Below are 20,690 nucleotides of genomic sequence, written 5' to 3'. Positions count from 1 at the left end.
CTATTTCCGTTCTTCCCAGGGCATGCACTTCTTCTGAAGCAGATTCACAGCTTTCATCAGAAGCAGGCTGATTGCAGAAATTAAAAAGATGACTGCAAACATCTTATCAAAAGAAAATGCCTTCTTCACGCGGATCATATAAACGCCCAGTCCATTGAATCCTCCCAGCCATTCAGAAATCACGGCGCCCACTACAGCATAGGACGCAGAGATGCGAAGACTTGCAAAGAACTGGCTCAATGAGCCTGGAAACTTCACGAACCAAAAAATCTGCATCTTGGAAGCCCCCATGGAACGCATCAGACTGATCATATCCCGGTCTGCAGCGCGAAAGCCATCCAACATGCTGACCGTAATTGGGAAAAAGGTCACGATCACGATCAGTATGACCTTCGGTGTCATCTCATACCCGAACCACAGCACTAAAAGCGGTGCGATTGCCACGGTAGGAACCGTTTGGGTCAATACGATCAGAGGATAAAATGCCTGATATACCTTCTCGAACCGATCCATGACCACCGCCATCAAAAATCCGATCAGAACACCCATAGCCAGTCCTACGAACGCCTCGATAAGAGTCACCTTCGCATTGCTCATCAAAAGCGGAAAATCATCGATAAATGATTTTACCACATCGATGGGGGACGGCAGCATAAATTTTGAAATCAGTCCCGTTCCACTCGCTGTCTGCCAGGCTCCAAGGATTACAAGGATCGCGAACATCGGCCAGAAAAATGCTGCCCGGTCCTGTTTCTTCTTATTGATGGTGTTTTGTGACTTTCTTTTCAATGGTAAGCACGTCTCCTTCCGGCTTGTATGATACCTTAATATAAGCCGCTACTGATGGTGCACCTGCACGAATCGCAATATGCTGGCACTCTTTTACGATATCCATCAGTTCATCATAATCTCCCTCAATTGCTGTCTCAAATGGTCCTACATAGCAGTTTCGCCCCGTACTCTTAATATACGCGATCACCTCATCTACAATACGGATCAGTTCCTCATCATTTGCCGCCTCCGGCAGTGTCTGGATTGCTACACTTGCATTCATTCTTACTTCCTCCTGTTTTTACTTTTTCATTTTCAACTTTTTTCTTTCGTGGGAGATGTATCATCTGCCCGGAGAATTAATTCGCCCTGATTTTCCTGAAAGATAACATGAAGTTTTTCATTAAACAAAGATTCCGGCGGGCCGAAATCCCGCGCCGAAATAAAAACCCCGCCAGATAAGTCTGGCGGGGTCCGCATTCTTCATATTCTTACCGAAGGTCCTCTTAAAGGTTACTTCTTTACATCCGATTCGGCAAGTCTTTATTATCTGCTTTCCTACGCTGGCATTATCCAGATCAGGTATACGGGTTAAAGGCCTAACAGCCTTACTCTCAGCCGGCTTGCGCCAGCACCCCTGCTACTATTTAATTCCTTTTCTTAGTTTAGCCTCACTTATAGGAAATGTCAAGAACAATCTGATTGCACGTTGCCTTGAACGTTGCTGTGGAAGTATTGTTCACTCCTGTTTGGAGGCACCTCTCCTCTGCGGATACATCTGCCCAGCAGACACAAAAACAAAAGTACACCTGCTGCCATAACTGCCGCCAGGCTTCCCAACATGATGGAATCCGCAATCTGAAATGGGTTTCCAATGAGTGTAATAGAAAGCTCCCTCTTCTTCCGAAAAAGCTCCGTCCAGAATGCAAAATCAGACCAGGCGGTCGGAATATAATCATCTGAAAACCGAAGGCTTACAAGCAGAATCACGCAGACTCCCAAAAACGCTGCGACAGGAATTCCCATTTCCATTCCGGCTCTCAACACCTTGTTTTGTATCAGCCGCATCCGTTTTCGGCATTCCATGATTCCGACGGATAAAATAAGCCACGCCGGAAGCCACAAAAAGAACCTTCCCACCCCATAGTACAAATTTCCTTCTGAAATCCACTCACACTCTGGCAGAAGCAGCCCTGCTAACATCTGCTGCATAACAGAAAGGGGCAGCCTTGGGGCATCTGCCCTGATACAGGGGTAACCATTCTCTGCCTCTCCCTGCACCATACATAGACTCTGGCTCAGATCCACAATCCCCCTGACTCTGTAGGTTTTCTTTCCGACTCTGACTTCTTCGCCTATGATATCATCATCTCCGAACAGAAGCTCTGCCGACTTTTTACTGAGCACACATCCCCTCAAGTCACTATCCGTCACAAAGCTTCCCTTTACAAGTCTTCCCGATACAACCAGATACATATTACCGGCCGTTTCAATCAGATCTCCTATTTCACTTCGGCCGAGGCTTTCATTTTTGATTTCAACATCCTTCTCTGTTCTAAAGAACACCAGTCCTTTTATCTCTCTTTTGGCATCCTCTGAAGCATTTTCCCAGAAATCCTTGAGCTGTTTCCCTGTAACAACGTCCTTTTGATAGTAAAAGCCTGCCTGTCCGTCAAATTGTTTCAGAATTCCTAAGCTACGCACTCCGATTCCGCAAAGGATACCCGCAAAGATCAGGACGGATAATTTTCCTGCATACCTTTTTAATTGTTCAATCGTACTCTGTCACCCTCTTTCACATATTTGCCGGACTGTGTGATAATCTGTGCCTCCTTCGAAAGACTGGTCTGAATGGCAGCATTCTCATCGTCCTTTTCCAGGACAGTGACTGGAACCTTTACTGCCACATAATTCTCTCCTAGTATACCTGCACGCACCTCCGCCGTAAGCACATAAGTCATCCCTTGCTCTTCGTGGAGTGCACTCAGCGGAATCAGATTGTCGTAGTCCTGTTTCGAACTTTCACTGTACTCGTATGAAAATGTTGTACCTGCCCGGTAACCGCCTTCTACCTTCCCGTACCATACGCTGTTTCCGTCCTGATCCTTCCCGAACCGCTCAATGTTTACCGGAAGGCTGTGTGTCTCTCCCAGAAGCCGTATTTGTAACTCATCGCCCGCCTCTGCCACCGCTGTCTGCTCCTGGGGCAGAATGCCGCAGGCTTCGGTCGATTCAGTCTCCAGTATGATCTGCTCGCTCCCCGTCGTAAGTGCTCCTTCTTGCGCACCGACTGCTTCTAAGACGCCCTCTGACTGTGCTGTTACAATTCCCTTTGCCTTTTGAATCTGTTCCAGTCTGGCAAACTCTTCTTGCAGCGCTTCCATGTCTAATTGTACAGCGGCCCCCGATAACTCGGCCCGCTTTCGATTTGCTGCCTCATTTTCCTGTTGTGCTGCTTCCTCCTGCTGGGCCAGCCCATACGCCTGCTGCGCCTGTTCGTATGCCTTTTTTGCCGCGTCCACCTCCGCGGCAGCTCCATCCAAGTTCTCCTTTAACTGCGTAAGATACTCTGTTGTGTCTCCTCCTGCTGTCTGCCCGCTTACGTTTCCTTCTAAATCTGTCAAAGCCTCTGCGGCACCCCCTGCCACTGGCTGCTTTGCTGCATCTTCTTTTACCGCGTTGTCCCCCTCTGCCCTTTCTTCCTGCACCTGATTCTCATTCTGCTCCAGGGCCGCCTGATAATCGGCTTCCATCTGTGCATAATTTTGTTCGGCAGTCTCCAGATTACCTTCCGCTTCCGCAAGTGTCATCTCCGCCTGCTCTGTTGCCGATACTCTCGCACTTCCTTTCCCCTCAAGTTCCTGCTGCAAGAGTGTGAGCTTCATTTTCTCAATTTCCCGGTTCTTCCTCGTCATCTGCTGCTCAAGATAGGTCAGGTCAAGCTGGACAACCGGCTGTCCTTTTTTTATTTTAGTTCCTGCACTCACTAAGATACGTGCCACCTTCTGTCCCTCCGGCAGGGACTGGAAAGTCCTATCTCCCGCCACGATTTCCCCACTTCCCGAAAAGCTCTGTGTAAGCTTCCCTCTCTTTGTCCCTTCTGTCGTGACCTTCGCGACCGTCATAGATTCAGCCCCGCGTGCGGTCAACGTACAACAGAACATGATTACAAAGAAGGAGAGAATGCTTTTTAATATTTTTTCTTTCACCAATTGTTCCCTCCTCTTTTCTTATTCCTTTAACCCGGATGCCGCGATTCCCATTCTGAGATATTCTTTTCCCCATAAAAATCCAAGCACTGCCGGAATCATCATCACTACAGACGCTGCGAATGCTATGCTGATCTGATCTGTGGTAATATCCGGCAGATATAAGGACAATGGAAATTTCGATTTTGTTTTCAAAAAAGTCATAGGAGCTTCAATTGCATTCCAATACTCCAAAAAATTCAGGAACAATGCCGCCATGATTCCCGGTGCACCAAGAGGCAGTCCAATCTTCAAAAATATGCACAAGGATCCGGCTCCATCTACTTTCGCCGCTTCAATCATTGTTTCTGGAATTGCCCGGAAAAATTTTTCCATAATAAATACAGGGAAGGTGGAGAAGACTCCCGGAAGAATCAGTGCAAAATGTGTATCCATGAGCGACAGCTTTGAAAGCAACAGATAATTGGAAACCATGGTCACCTGAAACGGCATGATCATCAGAATCATATAGATCATGAACAATACCCTGCGTCCCCTGAAACGATACCTTGCAAATGCCCAGGCGGCTGGAATTCCAATCACTGCCTGTCCCGCCAGGACCCCAAACACCTGTCTTACGGAGTTCCAGAACATTACGAAAAATCCTGGTGAATCCATGAGAAGCTCCACAAGGGGGCGAAGTGTCGGGTACCGTGGGATGAGCCTCATAGAAACGCCTCCACCTGCATTTCCCAATACCGCACCGTATGCTTCTTGTAATTCCAAGGTTCCCATGAACGAATTCCCGACCATGAACAACAACGGAAAAATCATAAATCCACCGATGATTCCCCACATCAGACGTTTTATCACTGTCTTTCCTCCTTTTCATTCCACCACTCCAGCAGCAGAAAAAGTATACTGATTCCTGCCGCCAGCATGACTGCTGCTGCGCTCATTTTCTGGATATCCAGCTTGGTAAACCAGTTATAGAACAAATGCTGTAACATATAAATACTGTTGTGCGGATATTCCCCTGCAATCAGATATGCCTCCCTGAATACCCGGAATGCATTGATAAAAGACAGTATCCCCGTCATGACAGCACACGTTTTCATCTGAGGAAGGGTGATATATACAAAGATCTGAAAGCGGTTCGCCCCGCTGACTTTTGCCGCTTCGTACTGCTCACCGGATATTGCAGCCAGGCCGGTAAGCCAGAGTATCATGTCATATCCAAGATTTTTCCAGATATAAGTGCCCACGAGCACTCCAAAAGCTGCTCCTGTATTCATCCAGTCACTTCCCTTAAGCCCGAACCAGGACAAAAGTTGATTTATCCCTCCGTTGTCATGGAATAAGAGCTTCCAGAACACGACAATGGATGCAACCGGAAGCGCCATAGGTAAAAGGAACAGACTTTCTATCCATTTTCCTGGACCTGGCAACTGTAAGATGCCCACCGCCATCCCAAAGGATACTGTCAGTAATATAGGAAGACAGATTCCGAAAAATTTTACCGTATGTGACAGGGCCTGTAGAAATGCAGCATTGTGAAGCACCTCCCGGTAATTTCCAAGCCCTACGAAAGTACCTCCCACCGCCTGAAAAAAGGAGCGGCGTACCACATCCAAGAATGGAAGAAAAATAAATACCGTCGTTCCGAAAAGGCTTGGAAGCAGAAAACAATATGCTATTTTTTCTTCCTTTTTTCTCATGCTTTCACGCCTCCCTTTTTATTCTGCCAGATAGGTATCTATCTTCCGGCAGATTACTTTCGCGGTTTCTTCGGGAGACTGTTTCTTCGTATAGCACTTCTCCAGCTCCTTTTGCACTGTATCGGAAATAATCCTGTCCTGGATGAAGGGTGACTTGAGTCCCTTAAGCATCGCGATCAGGGCCTCTGTCTCCTCCCGCGTCGGATAGGTCATGGTCTCTTCATAACGTTCCCCGGTCACATAGTTGATTCCGCTGTATTGCATGGTATGCTTCTGTCCCTCTTTACTTTCTACATAATCGGGATAGGTCTCCAGCACAGAGTTCAATACCGGAAAACCTTCCCATGCTTCTGTCTGCTGCACAGTTTCTGTAAATAGACATTCCAAAAAAGCGTTCGAAAGCTTCGGCTGTTTTGAGGAAGCATTCACCCCTGCGATTACCTTTGGCACATAATATCCTTTCAGGTCCTGCAGTTGATTTCCCGCTTTTTTGGCCCCTGTGTAAACCATCTGCGATGCCATCAGCCCCTCCATTTCAATCACATCTGCGTATGTATCCTCCTCCGGCACTGTCTGTGACGTGCAAAAGCTCTTGTCAAGAAGCGGCCATATGGACTCCTCGGATTCGAAATATTCCTTCTCATATTTCTGGAAATCCCCGTTTTTACTGATCTGCATCCATGCAGATATGAGGCTGCTCAGTTTTTCTTCGCTGATTGTGCCCTCTTCTGTTTTCATTTCCTCATAAAACATATGGAAAAGTGTCATACCTGTCAGATCATGAGAGGTAACTCCGAACAGCCTTTTATCTGGATTTTCCTGTGCGTATGCATGCAGCGAATCGATGCTCTCACATGCATTTTTCTCATTCTGTGTTCCAAAGAGGACTGGGATATTCACGCGTGCAGGGATTGCATAGATCTTCCCATCCTTTTGCGCTGTACCTTCTATCACATTGCTGAGCACCCCGGACTGTTCCAGTCCTTTAGCAAGACCGGACAGATCTGCAAGGACCCCTTTTTCCATGTAAGACTCCATGGGCAGACCGTCCAGAATCAGTACATCCGCTCCGCTTCCGCCCAGCAGTTCCGCATTCAGGGTACGGATATGATCTGCTGTCGGCGTCTCTTCCCCAGTTACTGCTGTGTTATACTCCACCTGTACGTCTGGATAGCGTCTTTTGAACTCATTGACTGCCAAAGTCACCGTGCTGCTTTCCTTCATACTGAAAATACGCAGTGTTTCCTCCCTGAATGCCGCTGCCTCTTTGTCAAATGCATACTTCATCAGTTTCCAATCCTGATCTGCATTCGAATATAACCCATAAAATTCTTCCTCACTGCCCATTATGAATCTGCGCAGAAACCATGTCACCTCATTGTTCATCATTCCGTTTATTCCGTCCATGATCATCTCAGAGATACTTCCGTCTTCGGTGACCCTGTGGATTCCTTTTGCATTCACAAAATACCAGACTCCGCCCTCTCCCGGAACAAGAAAACAATCCTGCAGATTCTGCCCTGTTGATATGGTATTTTTTTTAGCAAAATCGGCTGCAGAATAAAATTCGATACTTGTTGTATCCTGACCGACTAGCGCAATTGTCTTGTCACTTGCTTCAAGCATAATCTGTTCTTCCGAACCGGCCTGGATTCCTTCTGTTGAAAATACAAGTTCACCAGCTTTATAAAATTCGACCATTGCATTTCTGTACTCTCCAATGCCAATAGTTCCATCCCTCAATACTGTCACATCACTGATGTCTGCTGTTTCCTGATCCGCCTCTTTAAAGGGTGTCACATCTCTTGCCGTGCCATCTTCTTCGGCCGTCAAAAGATGAATCCCCTGACCTGTTTCTGCCGTGGCATAATTTTTCCCATCTCTTCCTAAATATATATCCACCAAATTCATCCCTAACCGCTCTTTTCCATCGGTCAGCCATTTTTCTTCCCGTGGAGCGGACCACATATCATTTTCATATATATAACTTTGATAATACTGCTCATCTGCCGAACTGGTATATAGTCTCAACCCTTCTTCCCCATATTCCATCCCTAATGGTCTTCCCGTACCTTCCGGCAGGGCAATCTCCGATTCCACAAAACGGCCTTTTGCCTGTAGTGCCTTCTCTTCTTGAGACCGTCGGCCGCATCCAGTGAACATCCCCGCTATCAATCCTGATGAAAGCATGAATACTGCTGCTCTTTTCCATATTTTTCTTTCCTTCATATCCTTGCTCCTCTCATATCCTATCCTGGACCATTATATCAATCAAATCTCAAAAAATCTTGAGAACATCCGCTCTTTTTTTAAAGATTTTTTTGAGGTTTATATGATATACTGTGTGCTATAATAATTTTTGGTCCGATGCTGTACAGTAAGGTGTACAGCACGGTCTGAACAATTACATATAATAAATAGAATGAATCATAAAAAGGACTTTTTACATATGCGTATTTTGATTATCGAAGATGATGACCAGCTTTTAGAGGCATTAAAGCTCCAGCTAGAACACAATGGGTTTCAAACGGACTGTATCACAGACGGTGCAGATGCGGTATATTATGCACTCCACAATATATATGACGTGATGATTCTGGACCGGATGCTGCCGGGTATGGATGGGCTTACCATTCTCAAGCTGCTAAGGGAGAACCAGATCCATACACCTGTGCTTCTGGCCACTGCAGTCGATTCCATCTCCGACCGGATCGAGGGCCTTGACTGCGGTGCCGATGACTACATTGTTAAGCCCTATGATGTGGGCGAACTGCTCGCCAGAATCCGGGCCCTTGTGAGGCGTCCTGTTTCCCTGGGGCATACAGACCAGATGACTTATGGTGATCTTACCTTTCAGCCGGAAAGCCATATCCTTCGTTCATGCCAGACAGAAATCCAGCTCTCCCGCCGTGAAGCACTTTTAATGGAATATTTCCTGAAAAATCCGGGGCAGACACTGGCGCGGCAGCTGATCTACACACGCGTGTGGGGACCCGACAGCGAGGTGGAAGACGGAAACCTGGACACGTATGTTTATTATCTGCGCAAACATTTGCGTAAATTAAACAGCGGGGTCAAGATTGCAACGGTACACGGACTTGGATACAGACTGGAGAAAGAAACATGATACGAAAACTGCAGCGGCACTTAACCTTTTTATTTACAGCAGCAACGGGCGTGATCTTAACGCTCGTTCTTATCGTTGCCTTGTTTTACCAGGTCCGATTAAGCAAAAGTCAGAGTGATGCCTTTTTTCAGAATCAATTATTAGATCTGACGCATCGTCTGGAATATACCTCCAGCCTTTCTGATGACTGGCTCGCAAGACTGGAAGCAGAGGGGCATTTTATCATCCATATCGAAGACAACCGGGTTCCCTTATTTTTCCCCGGCTCCTGGACACCGTTTACCAGCCGTGATTCTTTGATTACACTTGCAAAGGAAGAAGCGAAAAAGCAGGGAATCGATACGAATAGCGAGCCCTCCTCATCCTCACTGCTGAAAACTTCCGTGTTTCCCTTACGCGGGGAACACCAGGATTCTTATCGTGGAACGGTGATGGTTTTTTCCACTGCAGCAGGCTTTCGGTCACTGGTTCTTCTGGAAGAGACGACCAAGCTTCACCAAGAGCTTTTGATCCAAACTGCTGTTTTTCTACTTTTAGAGCTGCTCGGAGTAGTTTCCCTATTTCTAGTCAGCCGCCTTGTTGTGAGAAAAGCAGTTCTTCCTATCGAAGAATACCAACAAAAGCAAGATGAATTCATTGCCGCTGCCTCTCATGAGCTGCGTTCCCCTCTTGCAGTCATGCAGACGAGTGCTTCGGCAATCCTCTCCATGCCTGACCAGGCTCCTAAGATGGCGCTCTTTATTCAAAAGGAATGTCAGAGGGCAGGAAATCTCATTAAAAATCTTCTCCTTTTATCTACCGGGAATCATCTCCCGGGTGAAATACAGCCGGTAGAAATTGACGTACTGCTGCTACAGGTTTTTGAGATTTATGAGCCTCTTTGCGACTCAAAAGGAATAAAGCTCAACTTAAAGCTCCCAGAAGATTTTCTCCCGAAGGTCTCAGGGAATCACCAGTGGATCTATCAGATCTTATGTATTCTTTTAGATAACGCCATCGCCTATGGCTGTACCGGAAAATCACCTGCCATCCAGTTATCGGCCAGTCTGCATGATAAACGGCTGAGCGTTTCTGTCATAGATCATGGTCCGGGAATCCCAAATTCACAGAAGGACCGGATTTTTGACCGTTTTTACCGCGCTGATTCGGCACGCAATGATAAAGAGCATTCAGGTCTGGGGCTCAGTATTGCAAAAATGCTGTCGGATTCTATGCAGCTTTCCCTTGAAGTGCTGGACACACCTAAGGGCGGAAGTACCTTTAAGATCAACTTCTTTCACCTGATACAGGATTGACATGAGGATAACATGCCCGCTGACATCCACCCAGATTGGTGCTATAATAGATTGTAACAGGGATTCTACGTATCCCCCTACATTTTACAGTCCAAAGGAGACTTCACCATGAAATACGCCTATACAAACGGCATCCTCCTGGATGGTTCCAGGGACATGTCACCACAGACCGGCAGGGTCATCCTGACCGAAGGGGAGAACATTGAAAAAATTGTATCAGAGGGTTCTGACTTGAGCGGCTATGAAATCATAGACCTAAAAGGCCAGTACATCATGCCCGGACTGATCAACATGCATGTTCATCTGCCTGCCAGCGGAAAACCGCAGAAAAAGCAGCAGGATAATACAAAACTGGTAAAACTAATGACTAGCAACGCACTGATGCGTAAGATCCTCATCAGCATGTGCGAGGGCTATGCACGGACCCAGTTAATGAGCGGTGTCACCACGATCCGTACAATGGGAGGTGTCCAGAATTGTGACAGCCTGATTCGTGACCGTATCCTGTCCGGCGAGATCACCGGTCCCCGCATCCTGGCTTCTAACATGGCTGTCTCCGTTCCAGGAGGCCACATGGCCGGCTCCCTCGCTTACATAGCCCACAATGCAGAGGAAGCCAGAGCTTATGTACAACAGATTGCAAAAGACAAGCCAGATATTATTAAGCTCATGATTACCGGTGGAGTCCTTGATGCAAAGGTAAAGGGAGAGCCCGGTGAATTGAAGATGCCGCCGGAATCTGTGAAAGCCGCCTGTGAAGAAGCCCATCGGCTGGGGATGAAGGTCGCTGCCCATGTGGAGAGTCCAGAAGGCGTCAGGGTCGCTTTGGAAAACGGGGTCGATACAATCGAGCATGGTGCCAAACCAGACGATACCATCATCAGGCTGTTCAAAGAGCACAATGCCTGCCATATTGCCACCCTGTCTCCTGCACTCCCCTACGCCTTGTTCGATCGTTCTATCAGTAACGTGACCGAGACCGAGCAGTATAATGGTGAGGTCGTCTTTAAAGGAATTGTGGAATGTGCAAAGGCATGCCTGGAAAACGACATCCCCGTAGGGCTTGGTACAGATACCGGATGCCCGTACACTACACATTATGATATGTGGCGTGAGGTCAACTATTTCCATAAATATTGTGGTGTTTCCAACACCTTTGCTCTGTATACCGCCACAAAACGTAATGCTGAATTAGCAGGACTTGGGGACATCACCGGCTCCATTGAAGAAGGAAAATGCGCTGACTTTATTGTTACAAAGGACAATCCGCTGGAGGATCTGACCGCGCTTCGCAGCATCAGTATGGTGGTAACCCGCGGAAATGTGATTCGTTCCCCAAAAGTAAAGAAAATGCCCCAGGTGGAAAACGAACTGGATAAATTCCTGTAACCAGTAAATTGTTAAGAATTTCTCATAGCTTGAATTGAAAGTATCCTCCAAGTCTGTTATAATATAGAAGTATTATAAAAGAGCCGAAAAACGGCAAGGAGGGTACATATATGAAAGTCATTGAAGGTTATATGCCATATCTGGGGTACAAGACTTACTACCGTATCGTTGGGGAATGCAAAGGCAACAAGAAACCTCTTGTTTTACTGCATGGCGGTCCTGGATCTACACACAACTATTTTGAAGTATTGGACAGACTTGCAGAAGAGGGACGTGCTATCATCTCTTATGATCAGATCGGATGCGGTAACTCTTATGTAGATGGACATCCAGAACTGTGGTGCTCTAAGACATGGGACAACGAGTTGATCGAACTGAGAAAGCACCTTGGATTAGATGAGGTTCATCTGTTAGGACAGTCCTGGGGCGGAATGCTTGCAATCGAGTATCTGTGCGATTACAAACCAGAAGGCGTAAAGTCCGTGATTCTTTCCAGTACACTTCCGGCTGCTGAGCTGTGGGCTCACGAGCAGCACCGCATGATCAAGTTCATGTCTAAGGAAGACCAGGAAGCAATTGCAAAGGCTGAAGAGACAGGTAATTTCGACGATCCTGCTTATCTGGCTGCAAATGAAAGATTTATGCTGCTCCACTGTGCAGGTGAAGTAACAGAAGACTCACCAGAATGCTTACGTCGTCCGAAGAAATCCGGTACAGAAGCTTATGTTGCTGGATGGGGACCGAACGAATACAATCCGACAGGAAGCCTTGGCGGATGGGAATACCGCGATAAGATTGGCGGCATCAAAGAGCCGGCACTCATTATCAGCGGAACAAATGACCTTTGTACACCATTCGTAGCTAAGACCATGTATGATCTGATTCCGAACTCCAAATGGGAGCTGTTCGACGGATGCAGACATATGTGCTTCGTAGAAGAAAACGATAAGTATTGCAAGCTTGTCAATGAATGGATGGAAAAATACGACTAAATGCTATTTTAAAAGGCAGGGTTTCCCCTGCCTTTTCTATGTCTTTCTTTTGGATGAATCTAAGCCTGCATCAATCCTATGCCTGCATCTCGTCTCTCGCTTCGATGAAGCATTTTACGATGTAGTCGATATCTTCTTTTGTATGGGATGCACAGACCTGTGTCCTGATCCTTGCTTTTCCCTTCGGAACTACTGGGTAGGAGAATGCTACCACATAAACGCCCTTAGCCATCATACGTGCTGCCATATCTGTTGCTTTGTGCTCATCATACAGCATGATCGGTACGATCGGATGTACTCCAGGGATGATGTCAAAGTTGGCTTCTGTCAGCTTCTCACGGTAATAAGCTGTAATTTCCTCTAAGTGATCTCTTAAGGAGGTGTCTGCCTCCAGAATCTTGAACACTTCCATGCTGGCCTTTACGATTGCCGGAGCCAGTGTGTTGGAGAAAAGGTACGGACGGCTTCTCTGACGGAGCAAGTCAATGATCTCTTTTCTACCGCTTGTATATCCGCCGGATGCTCCGCCTAATGCTTTGCCGAGCGTTCCTGTGATGATGTCCACTTTGTCTGTCACGCCACAGTACTCTGCAGTTCCACGACCTGTCTTACCTACGAATCCTGCAGAGTGGCTGTCATCTACCATGACCAATGCATGATACTTTTCAGCCAATGCACATACACCCTTTAAGTCAGCGATGATTCCGTCCATGGAGAAGACACCGTCTGTAGCAATCAGCTTAATTCTTGCACCAGCTTCATCAGCTTCTTTCAGCTTCGCCTCCAGGTCTTCCATGTTATTGTTCTTGTAACGGAAACGTTTTGCCTTGCACAGACGTACACCATCAATGATACTTGCATGGTTCAATTCATCACTGATCACCGCATCATCCGCTGTCAGGATTGTCTCGAACAGACCGCCGTTGGCATCAAAGCAGGAAGAATACAGGATCGTATCTTCCATTCCAAGGAAATTGCTGATCGTCTTCTCAAGCTGTAAATGGATGTCCTGTGTACCGCAGATGAAACGTACAGAAGAAAGTCCATATCCTCTCTCATCATATGCCTGCTTAGCAGCCTCGATCACTCTTGGATCATCAGCCAGTCCAAGGTAGTTGTTCGCACACATGTTAATGACTTTTCTTCCGTCTTCCAGGCTGATCTGTCTTCCCTGCGGAGAACAGAGCGGAGTCTCATTTTTCAAAAGACCGTCATCGGTAATACTTTTGATTTCATTTCTGTAAATGTCTAATAAGTCGTTTTTCCACTGTTCCATTTCCAAAATCTCCCTCTTTCCTATCTTTCTTCGTGAATGTGGCTCCAATCCAGTACTACCTTACCTGAATTACCGCTATTCATAGCTTCAAAACCTTTTTCGTAGTCACGGATATCGAATCTGTGCGTAATGATCTCATGGATATCAAGACCGCTCTGAAGCATGGTCGTCATCTTATACCAGTTCTCCCACATCTCTCTTCCGTAGATTCCTTTGATGGTCAGTCCGTTGAAGATCACCTTCTCCCAGTTGATGCGGGCATCTGCCCTCTGAAGTCCCAGAAGTGCGATCTTACCGCCGTTCTTCATGTGGTTCACCATATCGTTAAAACCGGACTGGTTGCCTGACATCTCAAGACCGACATCGAATCCTTCTTTCATGCCCAGCTCATGCTCCACATCATCCAGGCTCTCTTTTGCGATGTTAACGGTTCTTGTTGCTCCCAGCTTCTTCGCAAGCTCCAGACGGTATTCGTTCATGTCGGTGATGACAACGTGTCTTGCTCCTACGTGTCTGCTGATTGCTGCTGCCATACAACCGATCGGGCCAGCTCCTGTAATTAACACATCTTCCCCAATCATGTTAAATGCCAGAGCTGTGTGTACTGCATTTCCCAACGGATCGAAGCAGGAGTATAACTCCTCATCGATAGAAGAACTGCAGCGCCAAACATTCTTCGCTGGAATGACAAGATACTCTGCAAACGCACCATCACGGTTCACACCAACGCCCTGTGTGTTCCTGCAAAGGTGAGGTTGTCCTGCCAGACAGTTCCTGCACTTACCGCATACGATATGGCCTTCCCCAGAGACCAGTTCTCCAATTTGGTAACCTTCTACGTTCTCTCCGATCTCAACGATCTCACCGACATATTCGTGTCCTGCAGTCAGACCGATCGGAATTGTGTTCTGTGCCCATTCGTTCCAATTATAAATATGTACGTCTGTTCCACAGATTGAAGTCTTATGGATCTTAATCTTGACATCATTCTTCCCTGTCTTAGGAATCTCCCGCTGTCTCAGCCATAATCCCGGCTCTGCTTTCTCCTTTACAAGTGCCCACATCAGATTTCCATTTTGCTCCATTTGAAAAACACCTCTCTTTCTGCAAATTGCCTTTTCTTCACTAAGGCAGTCTTGCTACGTTCTACATTATATCACGATTTTTTTACTCTTGAAAGGTTTCCCGGATGATTTTCCCAGAAACCTTTTTAGGCCTCCTTCTACTCGCCTGACAAGAGACGGCATGCCGCGAAATGTCCCGGGGAGATTTCCTTTAACTCGGGAACATATCCTTCACATCCCTCTTCCTTCTTAAAACATCTTCCACAGAATCTGCACCCCTTCGGCGGATTGATCGGGCTCGGAACATCGCCCTTCAAGATGATGCGTTCCTTCTTTTTATTCCCGATGGAGGGGGCAGCGGATAGAAGTGCCTGAGTATATGGATGAAGAGGATTCGAATACAGCTCCTTCTTCGGACCGATCTCCACCATTTTTCCCAGGTACATGACCCCTACCCTGTCACTGATGTGCCGGACTACATTCAGTCCGTGTGCAATGAACAGATAGGTCAGCCCAAATTCCTCCTGCAGCTCACTTAACAGATTCAGGACTTGAGCCTGGATAGATACATCCAGCGCAGATACCGGCTCATCACATACAATCAGCTTCGGTTCCACTGCCAGTGCCCTTGCGATTCCGACCCTCTGTCTTTGTCCTCCTGAAAATTCATGCGGGTAGCGGTTCCTCTGATGGTTTGCAAGGCCCACCCTGTTCAGCAGATAAGTCACTCTCTCCTCCACCTGGTCGGCAGGGAGCAGCTTATTGATCAGAATCGGCTCTGCTATGATGTCCCCGATGGTCATCCTGGGATTCAACGAGGCATACGGATCCTGGAAGATGAGCTGGATATCCTTGCAATACTGACGCCTTTGGGCCGGTTTTAATCCGGTCAGCTCTTCTCCCTCAAAAAGAATTTTACCGCCGCTGGGCTGATAAAGGTTGACCAGCATCTTTCCGATGGTCGTCTTTCCACAGCCGGATTCTCCGACCAGTCCAAAGGTCTCCCCTTTATGAATCTGGAACGAGACATCGTCCACCGCCTTGAGCACTTTTTTATTCTTTCCGAAGGTCCCCTTATCCACCGTAAAATGTTTTGACAAATGCTGTACCTCTAATATGACTTCTCCCATCTTACGCCTCCTCCTTTTCCCCGGAATACATAAAACACCTTACTTCATGGCCGCCGATGTCGACCAGATCTGGCATTTCCTGTCTGCACCGCTCCATACATTTCTCACAGCGGTCGGAAAATGGACAGCCGGACGGCATTTTCAATGGATTCGGCACCATACCGCGGATCATATAGAGAGGTTCCTCACTGTCATCCTCAAGACTCGGAATCGATTTGAGAAGACCATTTGTATACGGGTGAAGAGGGTTCGCAAAAATCTCCTTCACCTCTGCATTCTCCATCACTTTTCCACAATACATCACGACGACTCTGTCGGCAGTCTCGGAAACGACTCCCAGATCATGTGTGATCAAAAGAACCGCCATGTTGAATTTCTTCCTCATCTCACCTAGCAGCTCCAATATCTGTGCCTGTATCGTCACATCCAGCGCCGTTGTCGGCTCATCCGCGATCAACAGCTCTGGATTACAGGCCAGGGCCATGGCGATCATGACTCTCTGCCGCATACCACCACTCATCTGATGCGGATACTCATCGGCACGTTCTCTGGCCGAAGGGATTCCCACCAGCTCCAGCATTTCCACGGCTCTTTCCAGAGCCTCTTTTTTCGAAAGCTTCATATGCAGCATGATACTTTCCGTCAGTTGGTCCTTGATTTTATAAACAGGGTTCAAAGATGTCATCGGTTCCTGGAATATCATAGAAATATGATGCCCTCTGATCGCCTGCATTTCCTTCTTGTTTTTCTGAAGAAGGTCCTCTCCTTTGAACAGGACCTCTCCCCCGGTCACCTTTCCAGGATCCTGCAGAAGCCCCATGATAGAGAGTGATGTCACACTCTTACCTGAACCAGACTCTCCCACCACTGCCAGGACTTTTCCCTGGTCGATGGAAAAGCTGACATCGTCCACTGCCTTTACGATACCTTTACGCATTTTAAACTCTGTCTTTAAATTTTTCACTTCCAGTAACATACACTCACCACCTAACGCTTTCTGGATTTTGGATCTAACGCATCGCTCAATCCATCGCCGAACAAGTTAAAAGCCAACACAGCCAGGGTTATTGCAAGACCCGGGAATACCAGGGTATACGGTGCAGAGAAGATATAGCCCTTGGCCCGTCCCAGCATGTCTCCCCACTCAGCAAGAGGAGGCTGCACTCCAAGGCCTAAGAAGCCCAGCGCTGCGGTATCTAAGATCGCACCGGAAATTCCCAGCGTCGCACGGACGATGATCGGGGAAATGACATTCGGCAGGATATGCTTAAAAATAATGCGGATGTCTTTATTTCCAATCACCCGGGCCGCCTGCGTGTAATCACTCTCCTTAGCAGAAAGAACACTTCCCCTGACAATTCTGGCATACTCCGGTATGGAAACGATACCGATTGCAATAATGGCCTTGTCAAGTCCCTTACCCAGAGCCGCCATCAATGTGATCGCGAACAGGATTCCAGGAATGGACAGCATGATATCCATAAATCTCATGATGACGGTATCGATGACACCGCCTTTATATCCTGCGACTGCCCCCAATATGATTCCAAAGAACATCGAAAAAATGACTACGGAAAATCCTACAAACAAGGAAATCTTCGTTCCATCCATAATACGGCTGAAAATGTCACGTCCCAATTCATCTGTCCCAAACCAATGCTCTGCACATGGGGCAACAAAACTGGCTGACATATCTGCCTCATTTGGATTATAGGGAAGAATCTGGATTCCCATTTTCTCCGTAATAAAAGTGACTAACGCAATCAGGATCAACAGGATGATGATGACCATACCGATCACTGCGGTCTTACTCAATTTCAGGGATTCCCATATCGATTTTAACTCTGACTCCGGCTTTTCCTGGGCCGTTAATTCCACTGCTGCTGTTTTCTTAAGTGCCATATGGTTATCCCTCCTTCTTTCCAAGCTTGATCCGCGGATCCAGGAATGTATAAACAATGTCAACCACCAGATTTACGATCACGTAGATCGTAGCCGTGAGAAGGACCGCTCCCTGGATGACCGGGAAGTCTGATTTCTGTACACAGTCTACGATATAGGAGCCGATTCCAGGCCAGGAGAACACCTTTTCCGTCAACACTGCACCACCTAACAGGCTTCCGAACTGAAGACCAATGATGGTTACGACCGGATTCAAGGAGTTGCGCAGGACGTGTTTTCTCAGTACCCTGCCCTCACCAAGACCTTTTGCCCTTGCGGTCCTGACATAATCCTGTTTCATGCTGTCCAGCATGCTGCTTCTCGTGATTCTGGTCGTAATTGCCATGGAATACATAGAAAGCGCAAGTGCCGGCATGATAATATGCTTCAGAGAATCTTTCAAGGCCTCCGTATTTCCTGTGATAATACAGTTCAATAGATTAAATCTTGTCACTGCCTCCGGCTTCAAGAGCGGATCGATCTGTCCTCCCGACGGAAGCCAATGCAGAATTCCTGAGAACAGAATGATCATCATGACACCAAGCCAGAAGATCGGGACAGAAACACCTACCAACGAGAGAATCCGCCCTCCATTGTCCCAGACGGAATTCTTTTTCACCGCCGATACCACTCCGATCAGAATTCCAAAGATCGAGGCAAGTATGATCGAAACAATTGCCAGCTCGATCGTCGCCGGAAAACGTGCAGCAAGCTCCTCCGTTACCGGCATTTTTGTATAATATGAATTTCCCAGGTCTCCTTTTACGATTCCTGCCATATAATTTCCGAATTGGCTGACTGCTGAGCCTGTTAACCCGTTTGCTTCACGCCACTGTTCCATCGACTCTTCTGTTGCATGCTGTCCCAGCACGACCGGAGCCGGGTCGGGAGAAAACACATGTGTGATTGTAAATACGATGATGGATACGCCGAGCAGAACCGGAATAAGCATGAGAAGCCGTTTTATAATATATTTTCCCATATGTAATCCCCTGCTGTCTCCTTTCAAAATGAGTGTCCGCTTTTTCCGTTGCAGACTGTTTTTAACTGGAAAAAAATCTCTTCTGGGAGATCCTTAAGTCAGATATCCCCCAGAAGAGTACTTGTCCATTCTTGTTACCGCTGTTTTAGATGATGCTTCTGCCTATTTCTTTGTCACGCCTGCCAGCTTTGTGCCGCATGCAACATGGTAGAAGAAGCCATCCACATTCTTAGCTACTCCGCACATAAAGTTTGCATGAGAAATCGGAAGGATCGGTGCCTCATCTGCAATAATCTTCTCACATTCTGTATAGATCGCACTTCTTTCCTCTCCTACAGGGGTGATAACACCCTTTGCAATGAGTTCGTTATATTTATCACTGTGGAAATGTGAATAGTTCATGGAAGGATCATCTGTAGCAAGCAGGTTCATGAAGTTATCCGGGTCTCCATTGTCTCCGCCCCAGCCTGCGAACATCAGATCAAAATCGCCGCCCTGTGCGATGGTCTTGAAGGTTGTCCAGTCATATGCATCGATCGTACATTCAACTCCTACCTTGGAGAGGTATCCCTGTACAGCCTCTGCAAGCTTCTGTCCGCCTACTGTATTGTACGGTCTTGGGTTAGAATATGTAATAATATGAATATTGGTGACACCCAGCTCGCCTAATTTAGCCTTTGCTGCTTCCGGATCATATTCTGCTGGCTTGATGCTTTCATCGTATCCCGGCAGAGAGGTCGGAAGGAAGGTCGTTGCAGGTACATCATACCCCTGATACAGTGTTTCCACCATCTCTGGAACATTGATTGCTGCACAGATTGCTCTTCTTGCTTCTTTGTCTTTAAAGGCACCATCTGTTGTGTTAAATGCCATGTAGTTCGTCATCATAGCTTCATCTGTCTGTACTGTATTTCCTGCTTCTTTGATCTGGTCAACTACTGTTGCATCGATACCGTCGATGATATCTGCCTCACCGTTATTCAAAGCGATAACACGTGCAGAGTTGTCTTTGATGATCTTGAAGATCACATTTTTCATCTTAGCCGGCTCTCCCCAGTATTCGTCGTTTCTTTCCAGAATAACTGACTGCTCTGTATCCCAGCTCACAAATTTGTACGGGCCTGTTCCACATGGACTCTTTGTTACATTTCCATTGTTCTCCTCTAATGCCTTCGGGCTTACGATCGGAGATCCCTGGATCATAGCAAGGTTCGCAAGGAATGGGGTCTGTGCTTCATTCAGATGGATTGTAACTGTATACTCATCGTCTGCAACAACGTCTTTTACAGGTGCAAATACAAAGCCTGCATATGGCATGTCCTCTGTTGCCTTGCCTGGAAGCTGTCTGTCAAAGTTATATTTTACTGCTTCTGCATTGAAATCTGTGCCGTCATGGAATTTAACACCCTCTCTTAAATGGAAGGTATATGTCAGGCCGTCCTCACTGATATCCCAGCTCTCTGCAAGACAAGGCTCAATCTCTGTCGTCTTCGCAGCATACTGAACCAGACCTTCATAGATATTCGTATTGATCTTTGTTGATTCTCCGTCATCTGCAAATGCAGGGTCTAAGCTTCTCGGGTCAGCACCCTGTGCAAAGATCAGAGTATCGCTTGTTTCTGATGAGCTGGACGTTGTCTTCTTTTCAGACTTTTTCTCGCCTCCGCCGCTATTTCCGCATCCGGCTGCAAGGGTCATTGCCATAGCTGCTGTAAGTAATACACATAATAAACGCTTTTTCATTCTTCTCCTCCTAATTCTACTTCATTTCTTACCTACTTGTAGATAAAATCGGTACAATGGTTCAACCACTTTAC

Annotated in this window: 18 protein-coding genes and 1 riboswitch; of the genes, 4 read left to right on the top strand and 14 right to left on the bottom strand. The window is 47.0% G+C overall.

Going from position 1 to position 20,690, the window contains the following annotated elements; all coding sequences use genetic code 11:
- From HGO97_RS10495 to HGO97_RS10465, 7 genes are all read right to left on the bottom strand, one after another.
- Positions 1-789, bottom strand: coding sequence for an ABC transporter permease (locus HGO97_RS10495; protein ID WP_330654234.1), 789 nt, complete (start codon positions 787-789; stop codon positions 1-3).
- The gene (locus HGO97_RS10490; protein ID WP_216241331.1) at positions 758-1,054 is read right to left on the bottom strand and encodes a thiamine-binding protein; all 297 of its coding nucleotides are present in this window, start codon (positions 1,052-1,054) and stop codon (positions 758-760) included. Before HGO97_RS10490 ends, HGO97_RS10495 begins: the two co-directional genes overlap by 32 nt.
- 254 nt (positions 1,055-1,308) lie before the next feature.
- Positions 1,309-1,420, bottom strand: a riboswitch (TPP riboswitch).
- A 38-nt stretch (positions 1,421-1,458) separates the two neighbouring features.
- Positions 1,459-2,475 (bottom strand): ABC transporter permease, encoded by a 1,017-nt coding sequence (locus HGO97_RS10485; protein ID WP_216241330.1) that lies wholly within the window; start codon positions 2,473-2,475, stop codon positions 1,459-1,461.
- Positions 2,476-2,534: 59 nt separating this feature from the next.
- Positions 2,535-3,980 carry a putative HlyD family type I secretion protein gene (locus tag HGO97_RS10480; protein ID WP_216241328.1) on the bottom strand — a complete coding sequence of 482 codons (1,446 nt, stop codon included), beginning with the start codon at positions 3,978-3,980 and terminating at the stop codon, positions 2,535-2,537.
- A 21-nt stretch (positions 3,981-4,001) separates the two neighbouring features.
- On the bottom strand, positions 4,002-4,832 hold the full coding sequence (locus HGO97_RS10475) for a carbohydrate ABC transporter permease (protein ID WP_216241326.1): 831 nt from the start codon (positions 4,830-4,832) through the stop codon (positions 4,002-4,004).
- Positions 4,829-5,677, bottom strand: a complete 849-nt coding sequence (locus tag HGO97_RS10470; protein ID WP_216241323.1) for a carbohydrate ABC transporter permease — start codon at positions 5,675-5,677, stop codon at positions 4,829-4,831. The genes HGO97_RS10475 and HGO97_RS10470 overlap by 4 nt, the downstream gene beginning before the upstream one ends.
- 18 nt (positions 5,678-5,695) lie before the next feature.
- A complete protein-coding gene (locus HGO97_RS10465; protein WP_216241317.1) occupies positions 5,696-7,906 on the bottom strand; it encodes an ABC transporter substrate-binding protein in 2,211 nt (736 codons plus the stop codon).
- A 220-nt stretch (positions 7,907-8,126) separates the two neighbouring features.
- On the opposite strand from HGO97_RS10465, the gene HGO97_RS10460 reads away from it, so the two are divergent.
- The 4 genes from HGO97_RS10460 to pepI all read left to right on the top strand — a co-directional run bounded on the left by HGO97_RS10460 (position 8,127) and on the right by pepI (position 12,480).
- Positions 8,127-8,804 carry a response regulator transcription factor gene (locus tag HGO97_RS10460; protein ID WP_216241316.1) on the top strand — a complete coding sequence of 226 codons (678 nt, stop codon included), beginning with the start codon at positions 8,127-8,129 and terminating at the stop codon, positions 8,802-8,804.
- Complete coding sequence (locus HGO97_RS10455; RefSeq protein WP_216241313.1) at positions 8,801-10,099, top strand: sensor histidine kinase; 1,299 nt, start codon at positions 8,801-8,803, stop codon at positions 10,097-10,099. Before HGO97_RS10460 ends, HGO97_RS10455 begins: the two co-directional genes overlap by 4 nt.
- A gap of 108 nt (positions 10,100-10,207) precedes the next feature.
- On the top strand, positions 10,208-11,488 hold the full coding sequence (locus HGO97_RS10450; RefSeq protein WP_216241312.1) for an amidohydrolase family protein: 1,281 nt from the start codon (positions 10,208-10,210) through the stop codon (positions 11,486-11,488).
- Positions 11,489-11,598: 110 nt separating this feature from the next.
- The gene (gene pepI, locus HGO97_RS10445; RefSeq protein ID WP_216241310.1) at positions 11,599-12,480 is read left to right on the top strand and encodes a proline iminopeptidase; all 882 of its coding nucleotides are present in this window, start codon (positions 11,599-11,601) and stop codon (positions 12,478-12,480) included.
- 76 nt (positions 12,481-12,556) lie between these two features.
- Here the strand turns inward: pepI and HGO97_RS10440 are convergent, their stop codons facing one another.
- From HGO97_RS10440 to HGO97_RS10410, 7 genes are all read right to left on the bottom strand, one after another.
- A complete protein-coding gene (locus HGO97_RS10440) occupies positions 12,557-13,756 on the bottom strand; it encodes a glycine C-acetyltransferase (protein WP_216241308.1) in 1,200 nt (399 codons plus the stop codon).
- A gap of 20 nt (positions 13,757-13,776) precedes the next feature.
- Positions 13,777-14,841, bottom strand: a complete 1,065-nt coding sequence (gene tdh / locus HGO97_RS10435) for an L-threonine 3-dehydrogenase (RefSeq protein ID WP_246597400.1) — start codon at positions 14,839-14,841, stop codon at positions 13,777-13,779.
- Positions 14,842-14,978: 137 nt separating this feature from the next.
- Positions 14,979-15,950, bottom strand: a complete 972-nt coding sequence (locus HGO97_RS10430; RefSeq protein WP_216241306.1) for an ABC transporter ATP-binding protein — start codon at positions 15,948-15,950, stop codon at positions 14,979-14,981.
- 1 nt (position 15,951) lies between these two features.
- Complete coding sequence (locus HGO97_RS10425) at positions 15,952-16,926, bottom strand: ABC transporter ATP-binding protein (protein ID WP_216241304.1); 975 nt, start codon at positions 16,924-16,926, stop codon at positions 15,952-15,954.
- A gap of 11 nt (positions 16,927-16,937) precedes the next feature.
- Entirely contained in the window at positions 16,938-17,852 is a 915-nt protein-coding gene (locus HGO97_RS10420; protein ID WP_216241302.1) for an ABC transporter permease, read from the bottom strand.
- Between the two features lie 4 nt (positions 17,853-17,856).
- Positions 17,857-18,873: an ABC transporter permease gene (locus HGO97_RS10415; RefSeq protein ID WP_216241300.1), complete on the bottom strand. Its 1,017-nt coding sequence runs from the start codon at positions 18,871-18,873 to the stop codon at positions 17,857-17,859.
- Between the two features lie 162 nt (positions 18,874-19,035).
- Complete coding sequence (locus HGO97_RS10410; RefSeq protein WP_216241298.1) at positions 19,036-20,616, bottom strand: ABC transporter substrate-binding protein; 1,581 nt, start codon at positions 20,614-20,616, stop codon at positions 19,036-19,038.
- Positions 20,617-20,690: the final 74 nt, after the last annotated feature.

Origin of the sequence: Faecalicatena faecalis, assembly GCF_012524165.2 — a bacterium.
In the GTDB taxonomy this organism is placed as follows: Bacteria; Bacillota; Clostridia; order Lachnospirales; family Lachnospiraceae; genus Faecalicatena_A; species Faecalicatena_A faecalis.
The sequence above is the reverse complement of the archived record's forward strand: the minus strand, read 5'-3'. Positions and strand labels throughout refer to the sequence as shown.